The sequence below is a fragment of the Streptomyces sp. NBC_01089 genome (genome assembly GCF_045162975.1).
GTDB lineage: Bacteria > Actinomycetota > Actinomycetes > Streptomycetales > Streptomycetaceae > Streptomyces.
The window spans coordinates 1,710,208-1,732,400 of record NZ_CP108660.1 but is presented as its reverse complement, the minus strand read 5'-3'; the positions used below and the strand labels follow the sequence as shown (position 1 = coordinate 1,732,400).

Annotated in this window: 13 protein-coding genes and 2 pseudogenes; 11 read left to right on the top strand and 4 right to left on the bottom strand. The window is 66.6% G+C overall.

Annotated features, from left to right (window positions below):
- Positions 1 to 465: 465 nt before the first annotated feature.
- Positions 466 to 1,095, top strand: a pseudogene (locus OG510_RS07605) (DUF5134 domain-containing protein); the annotation flags it as partial.
- A gap of 261 nt (positions 1,096 to 1,356) precedes the next feature.
- Here the strand turns inward: OG510_RS07605 and OG510_RS07600 are convergent.
- Positions 1,357 to 2,619 carry a hypothetical protein gene (locus OG510_RS07600; protein ID WP_406136010.1) on the bottom strand — a complete coding sequence of 421 codons (1,263 nt, stop codon included), beginning with the start codon at positions 2,617 to 2,619 and terminating at the stop codon, positions 1,357 to 1,359.
- A gap of 833 nt (positions 2,620 to 3,452) precedes the next feature.
- Between OG510_RS07600 and OG510_RS07595 the strand changes: the two genes are divergently transcribed.
- Together OG510_RS07595 and OG510_RS07590 are read left to right on the top strand one after the other, a co-directional pair.
- Positions 3,453 to 3,659 carry a hypothetical protein gene (locus OG510_RS07595; protein WP_406136009.1) on the top strand — a complete coding sequence of 69 codons (207 nt, stop codon included), beginning with the start codon at positions 3,453 to 3,455 and terminating at the stop codon, positions 3,657 to 3,659.
- Positions 3,660 to 3,704: 45 nt separating this feature from the next.
- Positions 3,705 to 4,148 (top strand): annotated as a pseudogene (locus tag OG510_RS07590) (site-specific integrase); the annotation flags it as partial.
- 110 nt (positions 4,149 to 4,258) lie between these two features.
- On the opposite strand, the gene OG510_RS07585 reads toward OG510_RS07590, so the two are convergent.
- Positions 4,259 to 6,682: a glycoside hydrolase family 3 N-terminal domain-containing protein gene (locus tag OG510_RS07585; RefSeq protein ID WP_406136008.1), complete on the bottom strand. Its 2,424-nt coding sequence runs from the start codon at positions 6,680 to 6,682 to the stop codon at positions 4,259 to 4,261.
- A 344-nt stretch (positions 6,683 to 7,026) separates the two neighbouring features.
- Between OG510_RS07585 and OG510_RS07580 the strand changes: the two genes are divergently transcribed.
- Positions 7,027 to 8,001 carry a LacI family DNA-binding transcriptional regulator gene (locus OG510_RS07580; RefSeq protein WP_365752803.1) on the top strand — a complete coding sequence of 325 codons (975 nt, stop codon included), beginning with the start codon at positions 7,027 to 7,029 and terminating at the stop codon, positions 7,999 to 8,001.
- Between the two features lie 289 nt (positions 8,002 to 8,290).
- Here the strand turns inward: OG510_RS07580 and OG510_RS07575 are convergent, their stop codons facing one another.
- Positions 8,291 to 8,983, bottom strand: coding sequence for a TetR/AcrR family transcriptional regulator C-terminal domain-containing protein (locus OG510_RS07575; RefSeq protein WP_319712945.1), 693 nt, complete (start codon positions 8,981 to 8,983; stop codon positions 8,291 to 8,293).
- 299 nt (positions 8,984 to 9,282) lie between these two features.
- On the opposite strand from OG510_RS07575, the gene OG510_RS07570 reads away from it, so the two are divergent.
- From OG510_RS07570 to OG510_RS07545, 6 genes are all read left to right on the top strand, one after another.
- Positions 9,283 to 11,793, top strand: coding sequence for a glycoside hydrolase family 2 TIM barrel-domain containing protein (locus OG510_RS07570; RefSeq protein ID WP_406136006.1), 2,511 nt, complete (start codon positions 9,283 to 9,285; stop codon positions 11,791 to 11,793).
- Positions 11,794 to 12,107: 314 nt separating this feature from the next.
- Entirely contained in the window at positions 12,108 to 13,550 is a 1,443-nt protein-coding gene (locus OG510_RS07565) for an MFS transporter (protein ID WP_365752807.1), read from the top strand.
- A 33-nt stretch (positions 13,551 to 13,583) separates the two neighbouring features.
- Entirely contained in the window at positions 13,584 to 15,320 is a 1,737-nt protein-coding gene (locus OG510_RS07560; protein WP_406136005.1) for a glycoside hydrolase family 3 protein, read from the top strand.
- 32 nt (positions 15,321 to 15,352) lie between these two features.
- Entirely contained in the window at positions 15,353 to 16,078 is a 726-nt protein-coding gene (locus OG510_RS07555) for a TetR/AcrR family transcriptional regulator C-terminal domain-containing protein (protein ID WP_406136004.1), read from the top strand.
- A gap of 65 nt (positions 16,079 to 16,143) precedes the next feature.
- Positions 16,144 to 16,992, top strand: coding sequence for an alpha/beta hydrolase (locus OG510_RS07550; protein ID WP_365752813.1), 849 nt, complete (start codon positions 16,144 to 16,146; stop codon positions 16,990 to 16,992).
- A gap of 238 nt (positions 16,993 to 17,230) precedes the next feature.
- Positions 17,231 to 17,896: a response regulator transcription factor gene (locus OG510_RS07545; protein ID WP_319712953.1), complete on the top strand. Its 666-nt coding sequence runs from the start codon at positions 17,231 to 17,233 to the stop codon at positions 17,894 to 17,896.
- A gap of 92 nt (positions 17,897 to 17,988) precedes the next feature.
- Here the strand turns inward: OG510_RS07545 and OG510_RS07540 are convergent, their stop codons facing one another.
- Positions 17,989 to 19,176, bottom strand: a complete 1,188-nt coding sequence (locus OG510_RS07540) for a histidine kinase (protein ID WP_319712954.1) — start codon at positions 19,174 to 19,176, stop codon at positions 17,989 to 17,991.
- Positions 19,177 to 19,783: 607 nt separating this feature from the next.
- Between OG510_RS07540 and OG510_RS07535 the strand changes: the two genes are divergently transcribed.
- A complete protein-coding gene (locus OG510_RS07535; protein ID WP_406136003.1) occupies positions 19,784 to 21,997 on the top strand; it encodes an MMPL family transporter in 2,214 nt (737 codons plus the stop codon).
- Positions 21,998 to 22,193 lie beyond the last annotated feature (196 nt).

Here is a 22,193-nt window from a genome sequence, read left to right as displayed (position 1 = left end):
CGAGGGACCCCTCTGACCTGCAGCGAAAGGCGCTATCACACGGTTCAGCAATTTTCGTCGTCGCAGCCTCGGCTGCCCCACCGGTGTCCTCTGGATCGAACAACTCGGGCACGAAGAGCCTTCGCACGGTGCGGGCTGCCGCCGCGGAGGATGAGGCGCAGGTGGTTCGGGCGGGGGGTAGTCGAAGCGGGCGAATCGCGTCTCCCAGTCCCGGAGGTCCGCGCGACTGTATTGCCGTGTACCGCGTGATCCGACTCACGTAATGAGATAGGAACTCTTTGATTCCCGTGTCCGACTACTGAAAGACACCGCGCGACGCAAGCACTCTCTCGGTGACTTGGGAGCGGTGGTCGGCGTGAGCGAAGTCTCCGGAGGCCGGCGCGCCTTCACGTCGGCGTCCGCCGCCAGCCGGGAGCCCCCTTGCCGGCGCCCACGCTGCTCGGGCTCGTGCTGCTGCTCGGCGCGATGTTTGGCGTCTCCTACACGGTGGGGCACGCGGTCGGTCCCGTAGTTCCCGGGATGCACGTGTCGGGCAGCAGTGGCGGAGGCGGCGGGCACGGCGGTGAGCCGGACCCCGGTGACATCGAGATGGATCACGGGAGTGGTCGCTTATGGGCCCTCTTCGTTATGCCCGCCTGCTACGCCCTCTGGCTGGCGGCGACGCCGGGACGCACCGTGGCCGACCGCGTGGGCCACGCCCTGCACGCGGTCATGGGGGCCGCGATGGCCTGGCCGTGGGGGATGGATCTCCCCGCGTGCCCACAGGTGGTCGTCTTCTCGGCGGCAGCGCTGTGGTTCGCGGGTGCCGCGCTTGCCCGCTCCGCGCGAGCGGCGACCGGCACGGCGGCGCTGGTGAGCACCCTGCCCCATGTCGTGATGATGGCTTCCATGGTCTGGATGGCAGCGGCGATGAACGGCTCCGGGATGGCAGGGAGCAGGGGAGGCGCGGCCGAGGATATGCCGGGAATGGACATGTCCGGGAATGGACATGTCCGGGACCGATGCCACCAGCGCCATGACGCTCTCGCAGCCCGGCGACCAGTGGACGGCCGCGCTGTTCGCCTGGTCCTCCTGGGGTTCGAGCTGCGCTGGCTGGCCCAGGCGCTCGACGAGCAGCGGCGTACGGGTTCGGCACCTGCGGGGCATTCGCTCGCGAAAGGTGGGCGCGCGAGGCGATCTCGGGCACGACCCCGCCGAAGCGGGCGTGCTCGTCCATGCTCGACGCCTGACCGGACTTTGCCATGACCCGGTTGTACCTGCACATGATGCGCAGGAGTGTGAAGGTGTAGCAGATCCCGAGGTGGCTTCAACCCGCCATTTTGTGTCCAAGTGCACCGAAGGCGTCGTCCGCGAAGATCAGCGAGTCGGGAAGAGTAGTCGACCGAGATCTTCGCGGATCCGTTCTTTCAACTCGCCGGGATTGCTGGTGTGCTCATGGGCGATCCGGATGGTGTGGACGCCGCAGCGCGTCCAATGCCGGTCGCGATCCTCGTCGTCGGCCTTGCGGGTTCGGCCGTAATGGTGTGGTCCGTCAACCTCGATGATGACGGCTCGGCCGTTTCCCAGAACGGTGAAGTCCGGGCTGCGTACGCCGGCATCCCGCAGCTTGGCGGAGGCCAGCGGCAGGATCGCGATGCCGCTCTGGACGGGGCGCTCTCGTTGGAGATCTTGGAGGACCTGGTAGACGGCGAGTTCGGCTCGACTGCCGAACACCAGGTCGTCCGCAGTCGGGTATCCCTGGTCGCTTCGCCTCTCGCGGCGGCCTTGGTTGGTTGGACCGCTGCCTTGATGCCGCCAGTCCTGCGTGATCTCCGGGAGCGGGCGCACGGCAGCTTCGACCACGAGGGACTGCACGTCCTCGCGCTCCAGCAGCTTGAGGACGGTCTCTAGCCTTTGCCAAATCGCCTCGACCATTGCTGTCGTGAACTCTGGCACGAACGCGCGGTCCACGGCGAGGACAGCCTCGTAAGTGGCATCCGTCCAGTTGTCGTTGGGCATCGGATGGAAATAGCCACCGTCGCGGCGCAGCGTGAGTTTCGCCGAGCGGACGAGGTCCCGAGCCAACCCTTCGCCGTCGTCATCAAGCAGATGGTGCGTCTGTCCGAGGACCAGATCGAGCTTGCTCGCGTCGTCGTCCCTGAGCGGCAATGGGATCGTTGGAGTAACGGCGCTCTCTGGGAACGGCGCATAGATGGGCCGCCCGGACATGGAGCCTCGGGGTCGCAGGGCCCAACCGTCCGCCGCCAGGAGCCGGTTCAGCTCGTCGACACGCCTGGCCGCCTCATCGGCATCGGGGCGTACCTCGGGATGCACCAGCCGCGCGAGGAAGGCCAACAACACCTCGTCCGGGCCATCAAGAAGCCGGAACCGCGGATCCTCGAAGACCCAATCGTCCTCCCAGTCGTAGTTGTTGAACCGGTGCTGGATGATGTCGCCGCGGGCGGTCGGGTGGCGCGAGTCGGTCGATGGGAGGGCATCCAGGTCGTACAAGGTGCCCAGAAGGGCGACTTCGTCCAGGCGTCCCCACCAGTCGCCCTGCGCAGCGCGTAGCAAATCGAAGACATCGCGCCGTGTCACAGCTGTGATCCTTGCTGCGTTGTCCTGGTCGGAGTGCGTCATGACACCAGAATGGCTTGCCAGCGGCGCGTCTGCCGAGCCTTCATGGCGGTTGTGGGGTCGCACGAGAGGCGCCGTGGTTGGCGCCAGGCTTCTGTCTGCTCTTCGAGCCGCATCATGCGATAGGCGTGGGTGCATGCGGCGTGGGGCACGTGCCGGGCGCCCCCGGTCGCCCACTCGACCTTGCAGGGGACGTCGGGCTTGTGTCGGTGCGTGCTGCGGTCCGTGCGCCCGTCAGCATCCGGACCGCGACAATGTTCAGAAGCCGTTGTACGCAAGGTGTGACGAGTGGCTCCTGGCGGCACATGACGTGCGGGTCCCAGGCCCCGGCGGCCGCCGTCATCCCCTACGGCCTCGTGCGTCAAGATATCGCTCGTAGCGCACACAGTGCCCGTAGCGCACAAAGGCTGGTCGTCCCGCTTGTCCCGGCCGAACCGCTGACCTGCGATTTCTTTCACGTGTTTCTGTTCCACATGTTTCGCGATGACTCATCATGTGAAGAACGCTGTGCCGGAAGTCGTCGCTCCTGGCTCAAAGTCCCAGAGAAGTCCCAGAGACTTCGTCACGCCCCACCTAACCTCGCATTTATGCAGGTCAGGAGAGGTGTGACGGAACTACTTCTGCGGCTTTCAGATGTCCCGGGAGAGACCAGCCGCTTAGCTGACCTGCGGGAACGCACGACCATCAGCCTCTGACCTGGGGAAACGGCCTTTCGGTTGTTTCACACTTGTGCCCCTTGATGCGGCCGAAAGTCCCAGGAAAGTCCCAGAGGGCTCCCAAGGAGACCAGGCGTTCTTTCCAGGTCATGCGGGCTGTGCCGCGCGGCGTCTACCGGCGTGGCGGCCGCGGCAGCGGGGCGCAGCAGACAGCGGCGGCGGGAAGACCTGCTGCTCCTCGTCGTGGGCGAGGCCATGGCCATAGCGGCGGTGTCGGCGGTGCTCTCCTGGCGGGTGACGAACTGGTGGGTGCTCGTCGTACTGGGAGCGTGCGCTGCGGTGGGCTGGGCCTGGTGGTTCCACCGGTTCCGGCAGCAACAGGCTTAGGAGCGGGTACAGCAGCAGTACGAGACCCTGGGGTGGGCGGCGGCGAACCTCCTCGGCGTGAACATTGAGGACCTGGACTTCGCCGGGCGCCGCTGCCCGGTCAAGGCGAAGGGCGCCCGGACCAAGGCCCGCCGCCGGGGCCAGGTCCGCGAGGACTACGTGCTGGAGACCGTGTACTGGGACGCTGACACCGTCCGGCTCTTGCCCCGCCTGCTGAAGGGCCGTACCCGCGGGCCGGTGTTCGTCACCCACCCGCCCGGGGCCCGGCATGGTCGTCAGCCCACGCGACGTCTGCCCGGACACCGGGTTCGCCCGGCTGTCGTACGGGCAGGCCCGCGCCCTACTGGATGAGCACACGGCCGTACGCGGCCCCGGAACGGGCTGGGATCTTCACCAGTACCGCCACTCCTCACTGACCCACCTCGGCGTGCAGGGTGCCTCCCTGCTGATGGCGAAGTCGAGGCAAAGAATCCGGAGAACGTCCGGCGTGCTCGCACCGGGAAGCGTTGCACGCTGAGCCTGCCTGATGGCGGACCGTCCTGATGGCCTTTATCGACTGCGTTGACCGCCAGCCGTACGCTGTTGTGTCTGCCCGGTTGTCATGCCTTGCTTGACTCCGGAGAGTCCAGCCGAATGTCCGAGAAGTAGCTCCGCTCCCGGCTCAGCAGCGGCCTGCTCTTTCCGAGGACATCGAACGCACCGGTGAGTCGGTGATCGTCCGATGACATGCCAATGAACAGGTCGGTGCGGCCTGGGTCGACAGAGAACCCGCCGCGCGCGTTGGTGTGGCCGAGCTGGCTCGCCGAGACCGTGAAGGTGATCCTCTGGGCCTCCCCCGGCTGCAGATGCACTCGGGCGAAACCGCCGAGCTGCTGCGCGGGTCGGGTCACTCCGCTGGTGTTCGCTCGCAGGTACAGCTGGACGACTTCGGCGCCGGCTCGCGAGCCGGTGTTCCGCACAGTCAGAGAAATGCTGGCCTCACCGTCGGTGCCGATCGAGTCGGGCGTCACGACCAAGTCGTCCAGCTCGAAAGTGGTGTAGCTGAGCCCGGAACCGAACGGATAAAGAGGGGTGGCGGGGCCATCGATGTAGTGCTGCCCGAACGGCGTGTGGCTGCGGTAGCCACTGGCGGCACGCTGGTGGTGGAACACGGGAAGCTGGCCCTGCGACCGGGGAATCGTGTAAGGAAGCTTCCCGCTCGGGTTGACGTCACCCGAGATGACTCGGGCGAGGGCGGCCAGTCCCCCCACTCCGTTGTACGAGGCGGTGACGAGAGCTTGCGCATCGAGCAGCGGGGCCGGCAGGACTGTGGGGCGACCGACTACGAGCACTGCCGCAGTCGGCTTGCCGAGGGCCATGACCTCCTCGATGAGCCGTCGCTGCACTGCCGGAAGCTCGATGCTGAGCGAGTCGCTCGCTTCGCCCTCTGTGCGCTCGCCGATGAACCAGCCGCTCGCGCCACCGACGGCGAGCACGACGACATCGGCGTCGCGGGCTGCGTCGACAGCTCGTGCGAAGGAATCGGCGTCGAGCTCGGAGAGCAGTCCTGTCCCGGGTTCGCAGACCACCGATGCTCCCAGGGCGGCGAGCTCGTCAGCTAGTCCCTTGACGCCGTACTCACTGCGAACCCACTCTTCCTGAGGGAGGGGTGTCGCTCCGGAGGTGTCGGCGGTGGGCATGTAGTCGCTGACACCGACCATGTTGTTGAACCCGCCCTGGGCCATGAAGATCCCGACGGCGCGCGCGGCCGGGAAGGAGTAGGCGGGGTACTGCGGCGCAGCCGCGTCAGCGTGCGGGCCGACGACCGCCACACGGGTCGCTTTCAGATTCAACGGCAGCAGACCGTCGTTCTTCAGCAAGGTGACGCTGCGCTCGGCCATCTCCTTCGCAAGGTCCGCGCCTTCATTGGCGACCGCGGACACGTCGATGCTTTCCTGGGCGTACGGCTGCTCGAACAGCCCCAGTTCGAACTTGGCGGTGAGCAGACGCAGGGCGGAGGTGTCGAGGAGTTCCTCGGCAACGTTCCCGTTCCTGACCTCCTCCGCGAGGACTGCTCCGTATGACCAGGGGGAGGGCAGTTCGAGGTCCAGGCCGGCTTCGATGCCGAGCCGAGCGGCCTCACCGGCGTCGGCTGCTGCTTTCGCCCGGTCGACGATGTGCTGGAAGGTGATGTAGTCGGAGGAGACGTAACCCTCGAACTCGAGAGTGTCGCGCAGCAACGTGGTGAGCAGCTCGTGAGAGATACCGGCCGGCACTCCGTTCACCTCGGAGTACGTGTTCATCACCGAACGCAGCTTGGCCAGTTGGATGGCTGCCTCGAAGGGGTATGCGAAGACGTCGCGGATCCGGCGCGAACCGGCCTCGACATTGGCGGAGTTCAGACCGCCCTCGGAGGCCCCGTATCCCAAAAAGTGCTTGCCGGTGGCGACGACGCCGGTGGAGAGGTCGTCGCCCTGCAGACCTGAGACGTAGGCGACACCGAACGCGGCGGTCAGGTACGGATCCTCGCCGAACGTCTCGTGGACCCGGCCCCACCGAGGTTCGAGGGAGACGTCGAAGACGGGGCCGAGTGCCTGGCTGAGTCCGAGCCGACGCATCTGTCGCCGGACGAGATCACCCATCTCGCGGCTGAGTTCGGGGCTCCAGGTGGCGGCGACGCCGGACTGGGTCGGGAAGACGATGTGGCCAGGAGCCTGCACACCGGCGATCGCCTCGTTGTGGAACACCGCGGGCACGCCCAGCCGCGTCTTCTCGACGAGGTGCCTCTGAATGAGGTTGATCTCGTCGGCGATCCGCTGCGGGCCGGTGCCGCCGGTGGAGGTCAGCGGCGCCACTTGGCCGATGCCGTTACCCAATACCGCGTCCAGCGCGTCGGCCTTCAGTCCATCGGGTCCGAGGACGGCCTGCGGCATGACGCAGGTCAGCTGCTGCGCCTTCTCCTCGGTGGTCATCTCCCGCAGGAGGAGTTCAGCTCGTACCCGAGGCGCGAGGGAAGGGTTGCGGAAGGTGTTGCCGTCAGACATTTCGGATTCTCTTTTCCAGAGCCGGAGGTGTGTGCGGAACAGGTAGGCGAACCGGGCGATCGCGCGGGGAGGAGAACGGTCGCTGCAGGTGTGGACCCGCCGGACATGGACCGTTGATCACATGGACACGGCAGAGCGGGCCGCGATGGCGAACACTGTCGCGGGCGGAACAAAAAGCCGGTGACGCGCGTCACTGGAACGTACAGTCGTTGGTGACGCGCGTCAACGGCTCCGATTGGCTCTGAGTTGTACCTGGCGACGAAGCCGATCTCGCACGGTGACGCGCGTCAATGCGGTATGCCAATATGGCGTGCGTGACAACGATGGGATCCAGAGGACGTCCAGTGACCAGCAGCGATGTCGCGCGGCACGCCGGGGTCTCGCGGGCAACGGTCAGCCATGTCCTCAACGGCCAGGGTGATCGGTTCCCGGAGGAGACCCGCCGCAAGGTTCTCGCTGCCGCCGCAGCACTCGAATACCTGCCGTCACCGGCCGGCCGTGCGCTCGCCAACGGGCGCGGGGACACCATCGTCTTTCTCTTGCCGGATACGACTTTCCGGAGCGGTCTCCAGGACGCGGTAGACCTGGTTGCCGAGGCCACGGCGGCTTTGGGTGGGAACGTCGTGGTGCGCTTCGCGGGCCGTGACCCCGCCACCACAACCTCACTCATGCGGTTGCGTCCGCTCGCCGTACTGGACTTCTCGGTGCTCAGTACCGATGACCGAATGCGCCTCGAGGCCGCCGGGGCACTGGTTCTTCCGCGAAACCTCGCGTCCGACGCGTACCAGGAATGGAGGAGTTTCGACGACACGGTGGCGGAGCTGCAGGTTGGCGCACTGACTGTTCGCGGCCCTCGCGAGATGTACTACGCCACGCTGAGGGATGACCGCTCCGTCCCCTACGGACTGCCACGGGCCGATTCATTCACCGTTGCCTGCGAGAAGCGTGGCCTGGGACGCCCCGGTTCGGTGGCGATACCGCTGGAGCTCGCCGGCGCAGTCGAGGCACTCGGGGCCATCAAGGGCCGTGCCCCTTTGGCGGTTGCCTGTTACAACGATTATGTCGCGCTTGCTGTGATGGCTGCCGTGCGCGAGCTCGGCCTGTCGGTGCCCGGGGACATCGTGGTCGTCGGCGTCGACGACGTCGAGGTGGGGCAGTTGTGGAGTCCGCGGCTGACAACCGTGCGGATCGATTTGCGGCAGGTGATCGGCCGGATCGTCGCTGAACTTCGTGAGGCGCTGGGTGCGTCGGCTGTCGACGAACCTGGGTTCTCACCGGATGAGGATTGGGCTGCGCTGGTGCCGGGCGAGACGACATAGCGAGTCTGCGCTTGCAGGAGGGGTTGCTCGGCGGAGCTGGCACTGCTTGCGTGTCCTGCTTCACCTTCGGCGCGGGCGCGCGACAGATTCCGCCCGTCACGGCCTGCGTGCTTCGCGGGCCACAGGAAGGTGTTCATGGCCTGTCGCTGTTCGTTGGACCGGGCACCGAGCTCGGGTTGCTGGCGTGTTGTTGCCGCCGTAGGACACCCGTCTACGTCATCTGCGACGTGCTCAGGGTGCCTGCCGATGACCGGGACCGCTCCTCCCGGTGGCCCGACGATCCCCGGCGTCACTCCCTGTCAAGTAGCCGCTGTTCCATCCCTCGGATGAATATGTCGACTTCGAAATCGAACTGGGCCTGGACGTCATCGTGATCGTTGAGCCCGGCCAGGGCGAGGTCGCGAAGGGCCTCGTAACCGCCTTCATCCGCATGAGCGGCGAGCGCTCGTCGGAGTTCCGATGCCTGTGGGTGACCACCGGGCTGCTGGTGCAGCACGATGTCGCGCCCAACACCCATTGCGAAGTTCGTGACGAAGATGAGCCCTCGGCCTGCCGCTGTCGCGTCAAAACCACCCGCCAGCATCCGTTCCAGGACGACCGTCGCCGGCCGGAGAACGCTGAGGTCCTCTCCCTGGATGCGGTAGTAGTGGGCCAGAATTCCTGTGGCCACCATGCTGTCGCGCACCCCGACGGCCCACGCCCGGATGGCGTTTTGCCACGAGCTCTCCGGCGTGATCTCCACGCGCGAGAAATGGGTCTCGAAGGCGTCAGTTGCGACGAGCCTGAGCAGGCCCTCGCGATCGGTGACGTGGTAGTTCAGTGCCTTGCGGTCCACGCCCAGTTCGTCCGCGACGGCCTGCATCGTGACGTTCCGCGGATCAAGGTTCCTGGCAGCCGCGATGATCTGTGGCCGACCGATACGGAGAGGGCCGCCGCGCCGCCGCCCCTTGGAGCCGGGCTTCGGCTGGTCCGGAAGCGTCACGCGATCTCCTTCATTCCGAAACGCAGCGTTGACGTACGCCTGGTCGAAGTCTAGCGTTTCCCGGACGGGAAACAGTTTCCCGCCCGGGAAACGTCGCTCGATCAGCGTGCAGGCCGAAGGACGGATGCCAAGTTGCCAGGGTCCTGTGCCCGGCAACCCCGAGGGGTAGTCGGGCGACCGGTGCTGCGGGGGTCGCCCCTCAGAAACCTCTGCCGAGCCTCTCTCCACCGTCGTGCCGCATCTCGGGAGGGCCGGGATCGTCCCATCGGGCGTCATTCCGGTCGAGGAAAGGAAGCCGCGTGCTCCGCGAATCGTTCAACCAGGACTGGTACGTCGCAAAGGAGGGTGCCGAAGCGCGAGACCGGCCCGTCGGCCCGGTCACCCTGCCGTACGACGCCATGCTCTTCGAGGAGCGTGACCCCGACACCAAGAACGGGGGCAACACCGGCTTCTATCCGGGTGGCATCTACCGGTATTCGAAGACGTTCACCGCCCCTGAAGGCTGGCGTGAGCGCAGCGTCATCCTCGAGTTCGAAGGTGTCTACCAGCGTTCGAAGGTCTACGTGAACGGGAGGCTTGCCGGCGGACGCCCATCGGGATACGCGCTGTTCCACGTCGCGCTGGACGAATTTCTGGAGTTCGGGGCCGACAACACCATCGAGGTGGTCGCGGACAACTCGGACGAGCCGAACAGCCGCTGGTACACGGGGAGTGGCATCTATCGGCCCGTGCACCTGATGGTCGGTGAACGCGTCCATGTCGCCCCGACGGGCGTGCGCATCGCAACGCAAGAGCTCTCGGGATCGACGGCGACAGTCATCATCGAGACGTCCGTGGTGAACGCCTCGGCGGTGGAGCGAAACGTGACAGTCGTCGCGCGGCTCATCGACCCGGAGGGAGTGGCGCTTGCACCTGTTGCCGGCAAGCTCTCCGTTCCCGCCCACACCACGGGAACGCTGCGGCAAGAGGTATCGGTCGTCGATGCGGCGCTCTGGTCTCCTGAGACACCGCAGTTGCACCATGCGGAAGTCAGCATCATGCAGGACGCCGAAGTCATCGACATGGCTCGGGAGGAGTTCGGTATCCGGACGCTGGCCGTCGACGCGCAGAAGGGGCTGCGGATCAACGGCGTATCGGTGAAGCTCCGTGGAGCTGCGATCCACCATGACCACGGCGTGATCGGGGCGCACTCGCTGGACGCGGCGGACGAGCGGCGGATCCGCATCCTGAAGGAAGCAGGATTCAACGCGATCCGAAGTGCCCACAACCCAGCGTCACGGGCACTGCTGCGCGCCTGTGACCGGCACGGCGTTCTCGTCATGGACGAGCTGGCGGACGCGTGGTTCCTCCCGAAGGTCAAGCACGACTACAGCCATCACTTCGAAGAGTGGTGGGAACGCGACCTGGAAGCCCTCGTCGCCAACGCCTACAACCACCCCTCCGTGATCATGTACTCGATCGGAAACGAGATCTCCGAGACGGCCACCCCGCGCGGGATCGCCGCCAACCGCGAAATCGCGAAAAAGGCACGTGAGCTCGACCCCACCCGACTGATCACGAACAGCGTCAACGGCTTTCTCAACCTCATCGCGCCGCAGGACGACGCCAAGATTGCGAAGAAGGCCGCCGCGGCGCAGAACACCGAGGAGAATCCGAACAAGAACCTCATCCGCGTCCTGAACCTTCTCCTTGGCATCCTCGACAGGATGCTTGAGCGCATCGTCCGGCTTCCGGCGGTCGACAGACGCACCCGAGAGATCTTCGCGGAGGTCGATGTGGCGGGCTACAACTACATGGTCGGACGCTACGAACTCGACGGAAGACTGCACCCACAGCGGGTCATCGTCGGCAGTGAGACCCGAGCGGCGCACACTGCGGCCATCTGGAAGAGGATCGAGTCCCTTCCGCACGTGATCGGCGACTTCGCCTGGACGGGATGGGACTACATCGGCGAAGCCGGCATCGCCGTCAAGCAGTACGGCACGACCAAGCGTGCGATCTACCACCCCTACCCGGCCCTCCTCGCCGGGGAGCCCGTCATCGACATCACAGGGTTCCGCCAGACCCAGTCGTACCTTGACGAGATCGGCTGGCATCTCGCCCGAGGCCCCCACATAGCTGTGGAGCCGGTGAACCACTCCGGCGAGAAGGTCATGTCCACCGGCTGGCGGGCGACCAACTCCATCGCAAGCTGGAGCTGGGAAGGGTGCGAGGGGCGAACCGCCACCGTCGAGGTCTACGCCGATGCCGCCCGCGTAGAACTGCAACTGAACGGCCAGACCGTCGGAACCGAACCCTCGGGGGCGGGCGAGGACTACCTCTCCACGTTCACTCTTCCTTACCGGCCAGGTCAGTTGACGGCGATCGCATACGCCGAAGACGGCAGCGAAATCGGCCGCCGAACTCTCAGCAGCGCAGGCACTGGGCTCCGCCTGGCCCTCCGCCCTGAAAGCACCAGCCTCCTCGCCGACGGTGCGGACCTCGCCTACATCCCTATCCTGCTCACCGATGACGCCGGCACGCTGCGGCCGTTGGCCGATCGCAGTGTCACGGTGCAGGTCGAGGGCGCCGGAACGCTGCTCGGACTGGGTAGCGCAGAGCCCATCACGACAGAAGACTTCGCCGGCGACACTCACCGCACGTTCAACGGGCGAGCTCTCGCGGTCGTCCGCGCGGGCCACCGGGCTGGGGAGGTCACCGTGACCGTCACCGCCGACGAATGCGAACCCGTTCAGATTCGACTGGCCGTGCTTCAGCCCGATTCGCTGCCTGTGGCGGAGAGTGTGCACCAGTCTCCGCCCATCCGATGACCGGGCTCCGCCGGTCGCACCCTGGCTGATGGCGGCGAGCCCTCTCCGGGCGCAGCCGCCCCGGAAGCAGCCCCCGGCCCAGCGCTCGCAGGCGCACTCTGCGGGTGGGGAGTGCTGGAGCAAGCAGCTCCGAGCTCACCGTCCAGCTGGCAAAATCGTGCGTTGACCTCGACACATGCCGTCATGGCATCTCCGTGTATCCCTTGACCGTGTCGGATCGCATCCCGCATTATTCCCGCACGGGAATAATTCCCGTGCGGGAAATGGCGCCCTGATCGGCGGCCTGAGATCCTCTCAAGAAGAAGGACCGCACCATGAGCGATCCACGCACCTCGCCGGATCCCACCCCTCTGGTCGCCGCCGGTGAAGCCTCGGCGCCCGGCACCTCGACCAAGTTGGCCGAGGGGAAACCCTTCAAGCGATACCTGCTCTTCTACGCCCTCGGGCTGATGGGCTTCTTCATGACGTGGGGTGCCGTGAACGGCATCCTCCTGCCGAACCACGTGCAGGCCATCGAATTCGACAAGTTCTTCACCGGCGCCGACTCAGGCGTCGACCTTCAGCAGCTCAACGATCTGAAGGCACAGGTGGACGACGGCGCTGTGATCCCCACAGGGGAGCAGGAGCGTCTCCTTGGCGTCCTGGAGAAATTCGAATCCGCACGCGCCCAGGGCCTGTCAGTCATCACCGCGATCGGCCTGTTCGTCAGCATGTTCATACAGCCGATCACCGGGGTGCTGTCGGACAGAATGCGATCCCCCTGGGGACGCCGTGCCCCCTGGATCGCGGCCGGGGCCGTCCTCGGGGGCCTGGCGCTGATCGGGTTGAGGCAGTCGTCGACGATCCTCCTCGTGGCGGTCTGCTGGGGCTTCGGCCAGCTCGTCATCAACGTCGGTCAAGGACCGCTCCTGACGACCGTTGCCGACAGGGTCGACGAGTCGAAGATCGGCACAGCTTCTGCGATCTCCGGGCTGGGCTCGATGTTCGGGGGTGTCGCCGGCGCCCTCGTCGGTGGCGTCCTCTTCACCCAGTTCGGACTGGACGCCTACTACCCGTTCGTCCTGATGCTCCTCTTCTGTGCGCTGGTATTCGTGTACTTCGCGCGGGACAGGTCATCGATGGCCCTCCAGGTCGAGCCGATCAACTGGAGAGGCTTCTTCCAGGCGTTCGTGACTCCGTTGCGCGACTCGGACTTCCGCTGGGTGTGGATCGCCAAGATCGCGATGATGTTCGGCTACGCCGTGTCCCACGCGTTCTCGATCTACATGCTGCAGAGCTATGTGCAACCGTCGCTCAGCCTGACCGAGGCGACCAAGACGGCTCCGCTGCTGCAGCTGGCCGGTCTGCCCTGCATGCTCGTCACGATGGTGCTGGTCGGCCGCTGGTCGGACCGAATGGGGCGCCGCAAGCCCTTCGTCTTCTGGGCCTCGATCCTCATGGCCGCCTCGATGCTGGTGCCGTTGGTGTGGGCCACCGTGCCCGGCCTCTTCGTCCAAGCGGTGATCGGAGGCATCGCCCTGGGCGCTTTCGTCGTCGTTGATCAGGCTCTGTTCATCGACGTCATTCCCGACAAGAAGACCGCTGGACGCGACCTCGGCATGGCCAACCTCGCCGGCAATTTCGGCCAGGCAATCGGCCCCGTGGCTGCCGGACAGGTCGTCGCCATCACCGCCGGCTACAGCATGGTGTGGGTCGTCTCGCTGGTGGTGGTCGTCGTCGCAGCTTTCGCCATTCTCCCCGTCAAGCGCGCCAAGTAGAACAACCGCACGACTACAGGAACGGACACAGCCTTGAGTTCCACCGAGCCCCGCTTCCCCTACCAGGACGCCGCCCTCCCCATCGAACAGCGGGTCGAGGACCTGCTCGACCGTATGACGCTGCAGGACAAGGCCGGACTGATGTTCCACGAGATGGCCTTCGTGTCCGGCCTCGAAGAGCCGGGCATGTTCGGCAAACCGTCACTCCAGTCGTCTCTCGACAAGCGGATGAACCACTTCAGCACCTTGTTCGTCCCCACCGCCCGAGAACTCGCGAACTGGCACAACGCCGTGCAGGAGGCATCACTCGCCCACCCCCTCGGCATCCCGGTCACCATCTCCAGCGACCCGCGGAACTCTTTCACCAACAATCCGTTCACCGCGCTGATGGCCGGGCCGTTCTCACAGTGGCCTGAGCCACTGGGCTTCGCAGCCATCGGTTCGCCGGAGCTGGTGGAGCGCTTCGCCGACACCACCCGCAGGGAATACCTCGCGGTCGGCATCCGGACCGCCCTGCACCCCCAGATCGACCTCGCCACCGAGCCGCGCTGGGCCCGGGCAAGCGGCACGTTCGGAGCGGACGCCGACCTGACGTCGCGCCTCGGCGTCGCCTACGTCCGCGGCCTGCAGGGCGAGCAGGTAGGCCCGCACTCGGTGTCCGCGATGGCCAAGCACTTCCCCGGCGGCGGCCCGCAGAAGGACGGCGAGGACCCGCACTTCCCCTACGGCCGGGAACAGGTCTACCCCGGAGGGCACTTCGACCTGCACCTCGAACCATTCAAGGCCGTCATTGCCGCTGGAGTCTCGCAGATGATGCCCTACTACGGCATGCCCATCGGCACCGAGTACGAGGAGGTCGGCTTCAGCTTCAACAAGGCCATCGTCACCGACCTGCTGCGGGACAAGCTCGGCTACGACGGAATCGTCTGCAGCGACTGGGGCATCCTCAACAACACCTGCTGGGGAGTCGAGCACCTCAGCTACGAGGAGCGCCTCCTGAAATCCGTGGACGCGGGCGTCGACCAGTTCGGCGGCGAGAGCCGTCCCGAGGTACTGGTCGGCCTGGTGAAGGCCGGCAAGGTCAGCGAGGCACGCGTTGACGCCTCCGCGCGTCGCCTGTTGCGCGAAAAGTTCCGGCTCGGCCTGTTCGAGAACCCCTTCGTCGACGCCTCTCTCGCCGACGCCGTCGTAGGCACGGCCGAGGCTCGCGAGGAGGGCTTGGCGGCGCAGGCGGCCGCGCACACCCTGCTCAAGAACGCGGAGCAGGGCGCTGGGCACCTTCCTCTGTCGGGCACCCCACGCCTCTACCTGGAAGGGCTCTCCGCCGAAGCGGTAGGCGACCGGGCCCACGTGGTGACCACTCCCGAGGAAGCCGATGTCGCAGTCCTGCGGCTGGCGGCACCGTGGGAGTCCAGGGGCGAGCCGAACACTCCCGAGTGGTTCTTCCACGCCGGGTCGCTCGCCTTCCCCGCGGAGGAAGTGGAACGCATCAGGGCCGTCAGCGAGGCCGTTCCCACCATCATCGACGTATACCTCGACCGTCCCGCCGTCCTGGCCGACATCGAACCTGTGGCGGCGTCACTGATCGCGAACTTCGGTGCATGCGATGATGCGTTCGTCAGGGTGCTGTTCGGCGAGGCGGAGCCCGAGGGGAACCTTCCGTTCGACATCCCCTCTTCGATGGCCGCTGTGGAAGCCAGCCACTCCGACGCCCCCTTCGACACCGTCAACCCGACGTACCGGTGGGGTTTCGGGCTGCGATATCCCTGACCACGCCGACCGCCAGGAGTAGGAACGTCCGCGTGAGTGATCAACAAACCCCGCCGTCCCCAGACCCCGAGGGACCTCCTGCCGCCCGTCGCGCCCAAGGGGCGGGGCGGCGGGGGCCCGGCCAGCGCGCGGACCTGACCCGTCGCAAGATCCTGGACGCGGCTGCGCAGCTCGATCCGCGGGCAGTCACCTTGCAGGCGGTCGCGAGCGCCTTGGGAGTGGACCGTAAGGCTGTCAGCTACTACGTCTCGGGGCGCGACGAGCTGCTGGCACTCCTGGGTGCCGAGGCACTCGCGACGCAACTGAAGGATCTCGTGGTGCCGGGGGGTGACTGGCGTGAAGCGATCCGAGTGTTCGCTGCAGGATGCCGGGATGCGCTGCTGCAAGAACGGAGCCTGGGCCTCTACGTGAAGCACCTCGCGGGCGGCGCGCTGCTCAAACCGGCTGAGGGCATGGTCAGGGTCCTGCTTGACGCCGGATTCGACGACGAGACTGCCGGACGGACCCTGTCCCTCGTCACCGCTGTCGCCAATGAGGCAGCCCGCGCCCAACTCCTGTCCGATCAGTTCGGGCAACATCCCAGCCAGGCCGAGATTCTGCGCGTCCTTGCCGAGTCGCCGGAGACGGAGCTGACCGAACTGCGCCGGATTCTTCCCGACCTACATGTGATGGAGGCCGGCCGACTTGACTTCGAACTCGACGTCATCATCGCCGGCCTGGACAACTGGCTCGGGCGGCCACACGACAGCGCTCCGTAACGCGGCAGAGCGCGTTCCGCCACTTCTCCGCCCAGCTCAGCTGATGACCGCTGAAAGGCCGAACCATGACCACCGAGACAACTGAAGTCACAGTGAATGACCGAACTGTCACCGCTCGCCACGGGCGGGTTCAGGTGAGGGACTACGTACCTTCAGCCGGAAATTCTGCCGCCCCCTTCGTGTGGGTACACGGAGGGGGATTCGGCGCAGGAAGTCTCGACATGGCGGAGTCGCACGTGGTGGCCATGGCGGTCGCGGCCACTGGACGGCGCGTGACGACTGTCGACTATCACCTTGTGCCGAGGTTCCCCCTGATCGGCCGGTTCCGGATGAAGCCCTCGGAGTACCGCTATCCGGTGCCCGTCGACGATGTCACCGATGTCTTCCTCGACGTGGCCGCTCGGCACCCCGACAGGGGGATCGTCCTGGGTGGTGCGAGCGCCGGTGCGTGTCTCGCGGCCTCGGCCGCGATCCGCCTTCGCGACAGCGGGGCTGCCACGCCGACGGGACTGGTTCTCATCTACGGCTTGTTCCACGCCCGGCTCCCGGCCATGTCGCAGTCTCTTCGGTCTCGCCTTCGGGGTATCGCCCGCCTTGGGGTGGCACCGGAAATGACGCGACGTATGACCCTCAACTACGCCGGCACCGAGGCGGTGTGGAACGACCCCGGGGCGTTCCCCGGCACTGCCGACGTCCATGGCCTGCCCCCCACGCTCATGCTGAACGCGGACCACGACGCTCTCCGCGCCTCGGGGGACGCCTTCGCTGAGCATCTCCGGTCCGCCGATGTACGGCTCGACGCCTTCCTGGTTCCTGGCGCGCGTCACGGATTCCTGGACAAGCCGCACTCGGAGGGCTTCAACGAAGGAATCACCACGATGACCGAGTGGCTCGATCGATTGAAGCAGGAGTGAGACCCCCAACGAAGCCCTGGTCCGCAGGCGAGTGGTCGCCGCACAGCGGCGATGACGGCGAGGCCCTTTGGCGGGACCAGGAAACTGATGTTCAGGGCCGCCCGCCCGCCATCTGCTGGCCCTGAGGGGTCCCGCCGGGGTGGTTCGGTAGGGCGGCCATCACGTTGTCGACAAGGCTGGGCAGATGGGCGTGTGTATATGGCCGCAGCTGCCGTGATAGAGACGTTGAGTGTCCCGAATGAAGATTGATGTCGTGATCGCCGATGATCAAGAGCTGGTGCGCACGGGTTTCCGCATGATCCTCGATGCTCAGCCGGGCATCGAGGTCGTTGGCGAGGCGGTCGACGGTGTGGAGTGCATGGACCTGGCGCGCCGACTGCGTCCGAAGGTGGTGCTGGTCGACATCCGGATGCCGCGGCTGGACGGGCTGGAGGTGACGCGGCAGCTGGCGGGCCCTGGGGTGGTTGACCCGCTGAACGTCGTCGTGATCACAACTTTCGACCAGGACGACTACGTGCGGACTGCCCTGCGCAACGGCGCGTGCGGATTCCTCCTGAAGGACGCGACTCCGGCCTTGCTGGTGGAGGCGGTTCAGGCAGCGGCCCGGGGAGATGCCCTGGTGTCCCCGGCTGTGACTGTGCGGCTGCTGAAGAGACTCGAGCAGGCGGAGCTACGTTCGGAACCGGGCAGCCCTGCGGCATTCGGACTGAGCGCCCGGGAACTGGACATCGTCCGGTTGATCGCTGTCGGTCGTACGAACCAGGAGATCTGCGACGAGCTCTTTCTTTCGCTGTCGACGGTCAAAACCTACCTCGGACGTATCCAGGTCAAGCTGGAGGCCCGCAACCGGGTGGAGATCGCGGCGTGGGCATGGGAACACGGAGAAGCGCGACCCCACCGCTGAGTCCTCGGGCCTTCGTCGGGCTCTGGAAGGGCGTGGCGGTGCAACTGCAAGAGACCCGCACGACGGGCTGAACGGGTTCCGCCCCGAGCGGGTCAGTGCAATGGGAAGCCGGCTTTGACCTCCCATCCGCCCCCGGGCAGCGGGCCGGTTCGGAGAACACCGTCGAGTGCCTCGATCCGTTCGCGCAACCCGATCAGGCCGAAGCCGCCGTGCCCGCCGGCGGGAGACTGTGCCCGCTTGGCCGTAGGGGTGTTCGTAACGGTGACCCACAGCCACGTGTCATCGGCATCGAGACGCACACTGGCCTGGGCTCCGGGCGCGTGTCGTCGGATATTGGTGAGCGCCTCCTGCACGGCGCGGTAGGCGGAGACCTCTACTTCTGGACTCAGGCGGGTTGTCCTTGCGGCAGCGGTCGCCTCCAGCCGAGCGGCGGCGGAGGAATCGTCGTCGGACGCAGGTGCCGAGTAGCTTGCTGTGAGTTCGGACAGTTCCGTCAGCAGGTCGCCCGGGCGCAGCGCTGTGTGGTCGTCCTCGCGCAGTACGCGAACCAGGCGGCGCATGGATTCAAGAGTCTCCGTGCCGGCCTGGGCGATGTTCTGCAGGATCGGTGCGACTTTGTCGGGCGCGGTCGGATAGATGGCCGACGCCGCGTGGGCCTGGACGATGATGCCTGTCATGTGATGAGCGATCAGGTCGTGAAGATCACGGGCGAGGGCCAGGCGCTCAGCCTGGCGGACATCGCTGATGTTGCGCCGGCGGCGGGCTTCAAGGGCTCGGACAGCGCAGCCGAGAGTGACGGTGATGGCGAGCGCGATCGTCAGAATGTAGCCGCCGGCCACGATCGTCGACCAGGATCCGGTGCGGGCGGGAAGTATCAGGACGGCGAAGCTCAGGGCCGCGGCTGAGGTGGCTGCTGTGGTCGTGCGCCGTGTCTGGGCTGTGGTGCGAAGGATCAGAGCGAGCAGTCCGGCGCTCTCGAGCGTTCCCCACGACGGCCCGTCCTGAGGAACTGCGATGCTGACGAAGGAGAGCGTCACCGACATCGCGACGATCAACCAGACGCGTCGCAGAAAGGGCGGCGAGAAGCGGGTCTCGGAGACCGCGAACACGGTGGCGGGGCCAGTGATCAGAACAGGGACCCAGTTGGTGGCTGGATCCCACGGGTCCGGGCTGGTCAGCAGCATCGCGATGTCCGCCAGCCATGTCATGGCGAATGCGAGCAGTCCGAAGACGATGATGAGACGTCTGACGGTCGGCGTAAACGGAAGGTCCCAATCCACACCCTTAGCGTATGGACTGGTGCGCCTTGCCGTGTCGGCCGAATGGCCGACAGACCGATTCCCGGACAGTACTTCTGGCTGACAGAACGGGACGTCCGAGCAGGCCACCATGGATGTTGTCGGCGGCCGGTCCTTCCCCCGAGGCTGGCCGCCGGTCTTTGCACCGGTCACCACTGACGGTGCCCGCTCAGCAGCGAAGGGGACTTAGTTGCCTGCACGGAAGGCAGCGCCGCTGGGTGTCCGTCCTGTCACGCGCGGCGACAGGTTCGGGCGATGTGCACCGCCGCCCGTGGGGACGGGGCCGGTGCACGCTGCGGCCCGTGCTGCCTGTACCTGGGGCGCGGGCCGCGGCACCTCTCTTGACCTTGAAACTGCAAAAACGGAATTTGTCAGCAATGAGTGATGCGCGTAGGAGTCGGCCGCGCCCGGTTCCACACAGGTGGTAGTTGCACTCGATCCGCGCCGCCAAACCTGATCGCCCAGAGCAGACGGCCCATCGGACGGCACCGCGACGAAAGCATCGCCGCCCCACAGGGCCGACTCGTATCTCCTGCGCACCGTGTCTGCGGTGCTTTCCCTCATCCACCCTCTCGGAGTCTCACACCCCATGGCTACTTTCTTGCACAGGATCGGCCAATTCGCCTTCAGGCGGCGTTGGCTGGTCGTGCTCCTGTGGGCAGTAATCCTCGGCGCCCTCGGCGCCGGGGCTGCGAACAGCACGGGCGCCGCGAACTCGAGCATCACACTGCCCGGCACGGAGTCGCAGCGTGCCTTCGACCTGCTCGGTGACAAGTTCCCCGCGGCCAACGCCGACGGTGCCACGGCTCGTGTGGTGATGAGGGCCCCGGACGGCGAGAAGATCAGCAGCGCCGACAACCGGGCAGCGGTCGAAGCCACCCTCAAGGACCTCAAGGACTCCTCGTCGCGCGTCGGCCAGGTCAGTGACCCGTTCGCCGCCAAGACGGTCAGCGCGGACGGCACCACCGCTTACGCCCAGGCCACGTACACCGTTGCCGACGCCGATCTCACCGATGCCGATCACACCGGCATCGACGACGCTCTCGACGCGGGCCGTGACCAGGGGCTGACGGTCGAGGCGTCCGGCAGCGCCCTCGCGCCCCCCGAGGAGGGCCACTCCGCAGAAGCCATCGGCTTCGCCCTCGCGGCTCTCATCCTTGTGATCACCTTTGGCTCCCTGATCGCCGCCGGCCTGCCCCTGCTGACCGCCATCGTCGGCGTCGGCGTGAGCATGACCGCGATCACCGCACTCAGCGCGACCTTCGATCTCAACAGCAACGCGTCAGCCCTGGCAACAATGCTCGGCATCGCCGTCGGTATCGACTACGCCCTGTTCATCGTCTCCCGGTACCGCTCCGAACGAGCCGACGGGTACGACGCCAAGGAAGCAGCGGCGCGCGCCAACGGAACGGCCGGTTCCGCTGTCGTCTTCGCCGGGCTGACGGTCATCATCGCCCTGGCGGGGCTGGCCGTGGTCAACCTGCCCATCCTCACCGCGATGGGACTCTCCGCCGCGGGCGCCGTCATCGTCGCCGTACTCGTCGCCGTGACCCTCGTGCCCGCGCTGCTCGGATTCGCCGGCGAGCGGGTCCTGGGGAGGGCGCGCAAGCAGACCGGCCGCAAGCAGGTGTCGACGAAGGCCACGATCGGCCAGCGCTGGATCGCCTACGTTCTGCGCAAGCCTGCGAAGGTCCTCGTGCTCGCCGTACTGGCCCTCGGTGTCGTTGCCCTGCCCGCGACCCAGCTGAAGCTCGGACTCCCGGACGACGGCTCCAAGGCCGCCTCCTCGACGCAGCGCAAGGCGTACGACATGCTGGCCGAGTCCTTCGGCCCCGGGTTCAACGGCCCGCTGACCGTGACGGTCGACAGCAAGAGCCCCGAGTCCGCCCGCAGCGGAGCCACCGACCTGGGCAAGGCCATCACCCACCTGCCGGACGTCGCAGCCGTCACACCGGCCGTGTTCAACGAGACCGGCGACACCGCGATCATCACAGTCATTCCGAAGAGCGGACCCATCACGGATGCCACCAAGGACCTCGTGGGAGACATCCGCTCACTTGCCGCCGAGACCGAGTCGGCCGGCGGCGTGCGCTCCATGGTCACCGGCACCACCGCGCTCAACATCGACATCTCCGACAAGTTCAGCGCGGCGATCGCTCCCTACCTGGCGCTCGTCGTCGGCCTTGCCTTCCTCGTGCTGACCTTGGTCTTCCGCTCGCTTCTGGTGCCGCTCAAGGCAGCGCTCGGCTTCCTGCTGTCCGTACTGGCCTCCCTCGGCGCCCTCGTCGCGGTCTTCCAGTGGGGCTGGCTCAAGGACCTGGTCGGTCTCGACCAGACCGGCCCGATCATGAGTCTGATGCCGATCCTCATGGTGGGCATCGTGTTCGGGCTGGCCATGGACTACCAGGTGTTCCTCGTGACCCGTATGCGGGAGGCGTACGTGCACGGCGCCGATGCCCGTACAGCGGTGGAGACCGGCTTCAGGCACAGCGCGAAGGTCGTCACAGCCGCAGCACTGATCATGATCTCCGTGTTCGCCGGCTTCGTCGGCAACCACGACGCCATGCTCAAGTCCATGGGCTTCGGCCTGGCGATCGCCGTGGCCCTCGATGCCTTCGTCGTCCGCATGACGATCATTCCCGCCGCCCTCGCCCTCCTGGGCAAGCGAGCCTGGTCCCTGCCGGGCTGGATCGACCGCATCCTGCCCAACGTCGACATCGAAGGGGAGAAGCTCGTGAAGCAAGCCCCCGCAGTGGTCCACCAGGACGGTATCGAGACGCCGCAGTACAGCAACCAGCACTGAACCGAGACCCGGAGGTGCGGCACTCAAGTCGAGTGCCGCACATCCGCGGCTCAGGCGCCGGCTATCGCTGCCGGCCCGCATACCTGATCAGGTTCATGTCTCACAACGCGCTGACACAAAGCCGCCCCACCCTGGCAGCAGCGGCCCGGAAGAGCCGCAGCTCGGCCCCAACGTTAAGCGGTGTGCAGTGCAAACC

Excerpts from the sequence above, each read along its gene's own strand:
- OG510_RS07565 (WP_365752807.1), top strand. The coding sequence starts at position 12,108 with ATGAGCGATCCACGCACCTCGCCGGATCCCACCCCTCTGGTCGCCGCC.
- OG510_RS07545 (WP_319712953.1), top strand. The coding sequence starts at position 17,231 with ATGAAGATTGATGTCGTGATCGCCGATGATCAAGAGCTGGTGCGCACG.
- OG510_RS07600 (WP_406136010.1), bottom strand. The coding sequence starts at position 2,619 with ATGACGCACTCCGACCAGGACAACGCAGCAAGGATCACAGCTGTGACA.
- OG510_RS07585 (WP_406136008.1), bottom strand. The coding sequence starts at position 6,682 with ATGTCTGACGGCAACACCTTCCGCAACCCTTCCCTCGCGCCTCGGGTA.
- OG510_RS07550 (WP_365752813.1), top strand. The coding sequence starts at position 16,144 with ATGACCACCGAGACAACTGAAGTCACAGTGAATGACCGAACTGTCACC.
- OG510_RS07535 (WP_406136003.1), top strand. The coding sequence starts at position 19,784 with ATGGCTACTTTCTTGCACAGGATCGGCCAATTCGCCTTCAGGCGGCGT.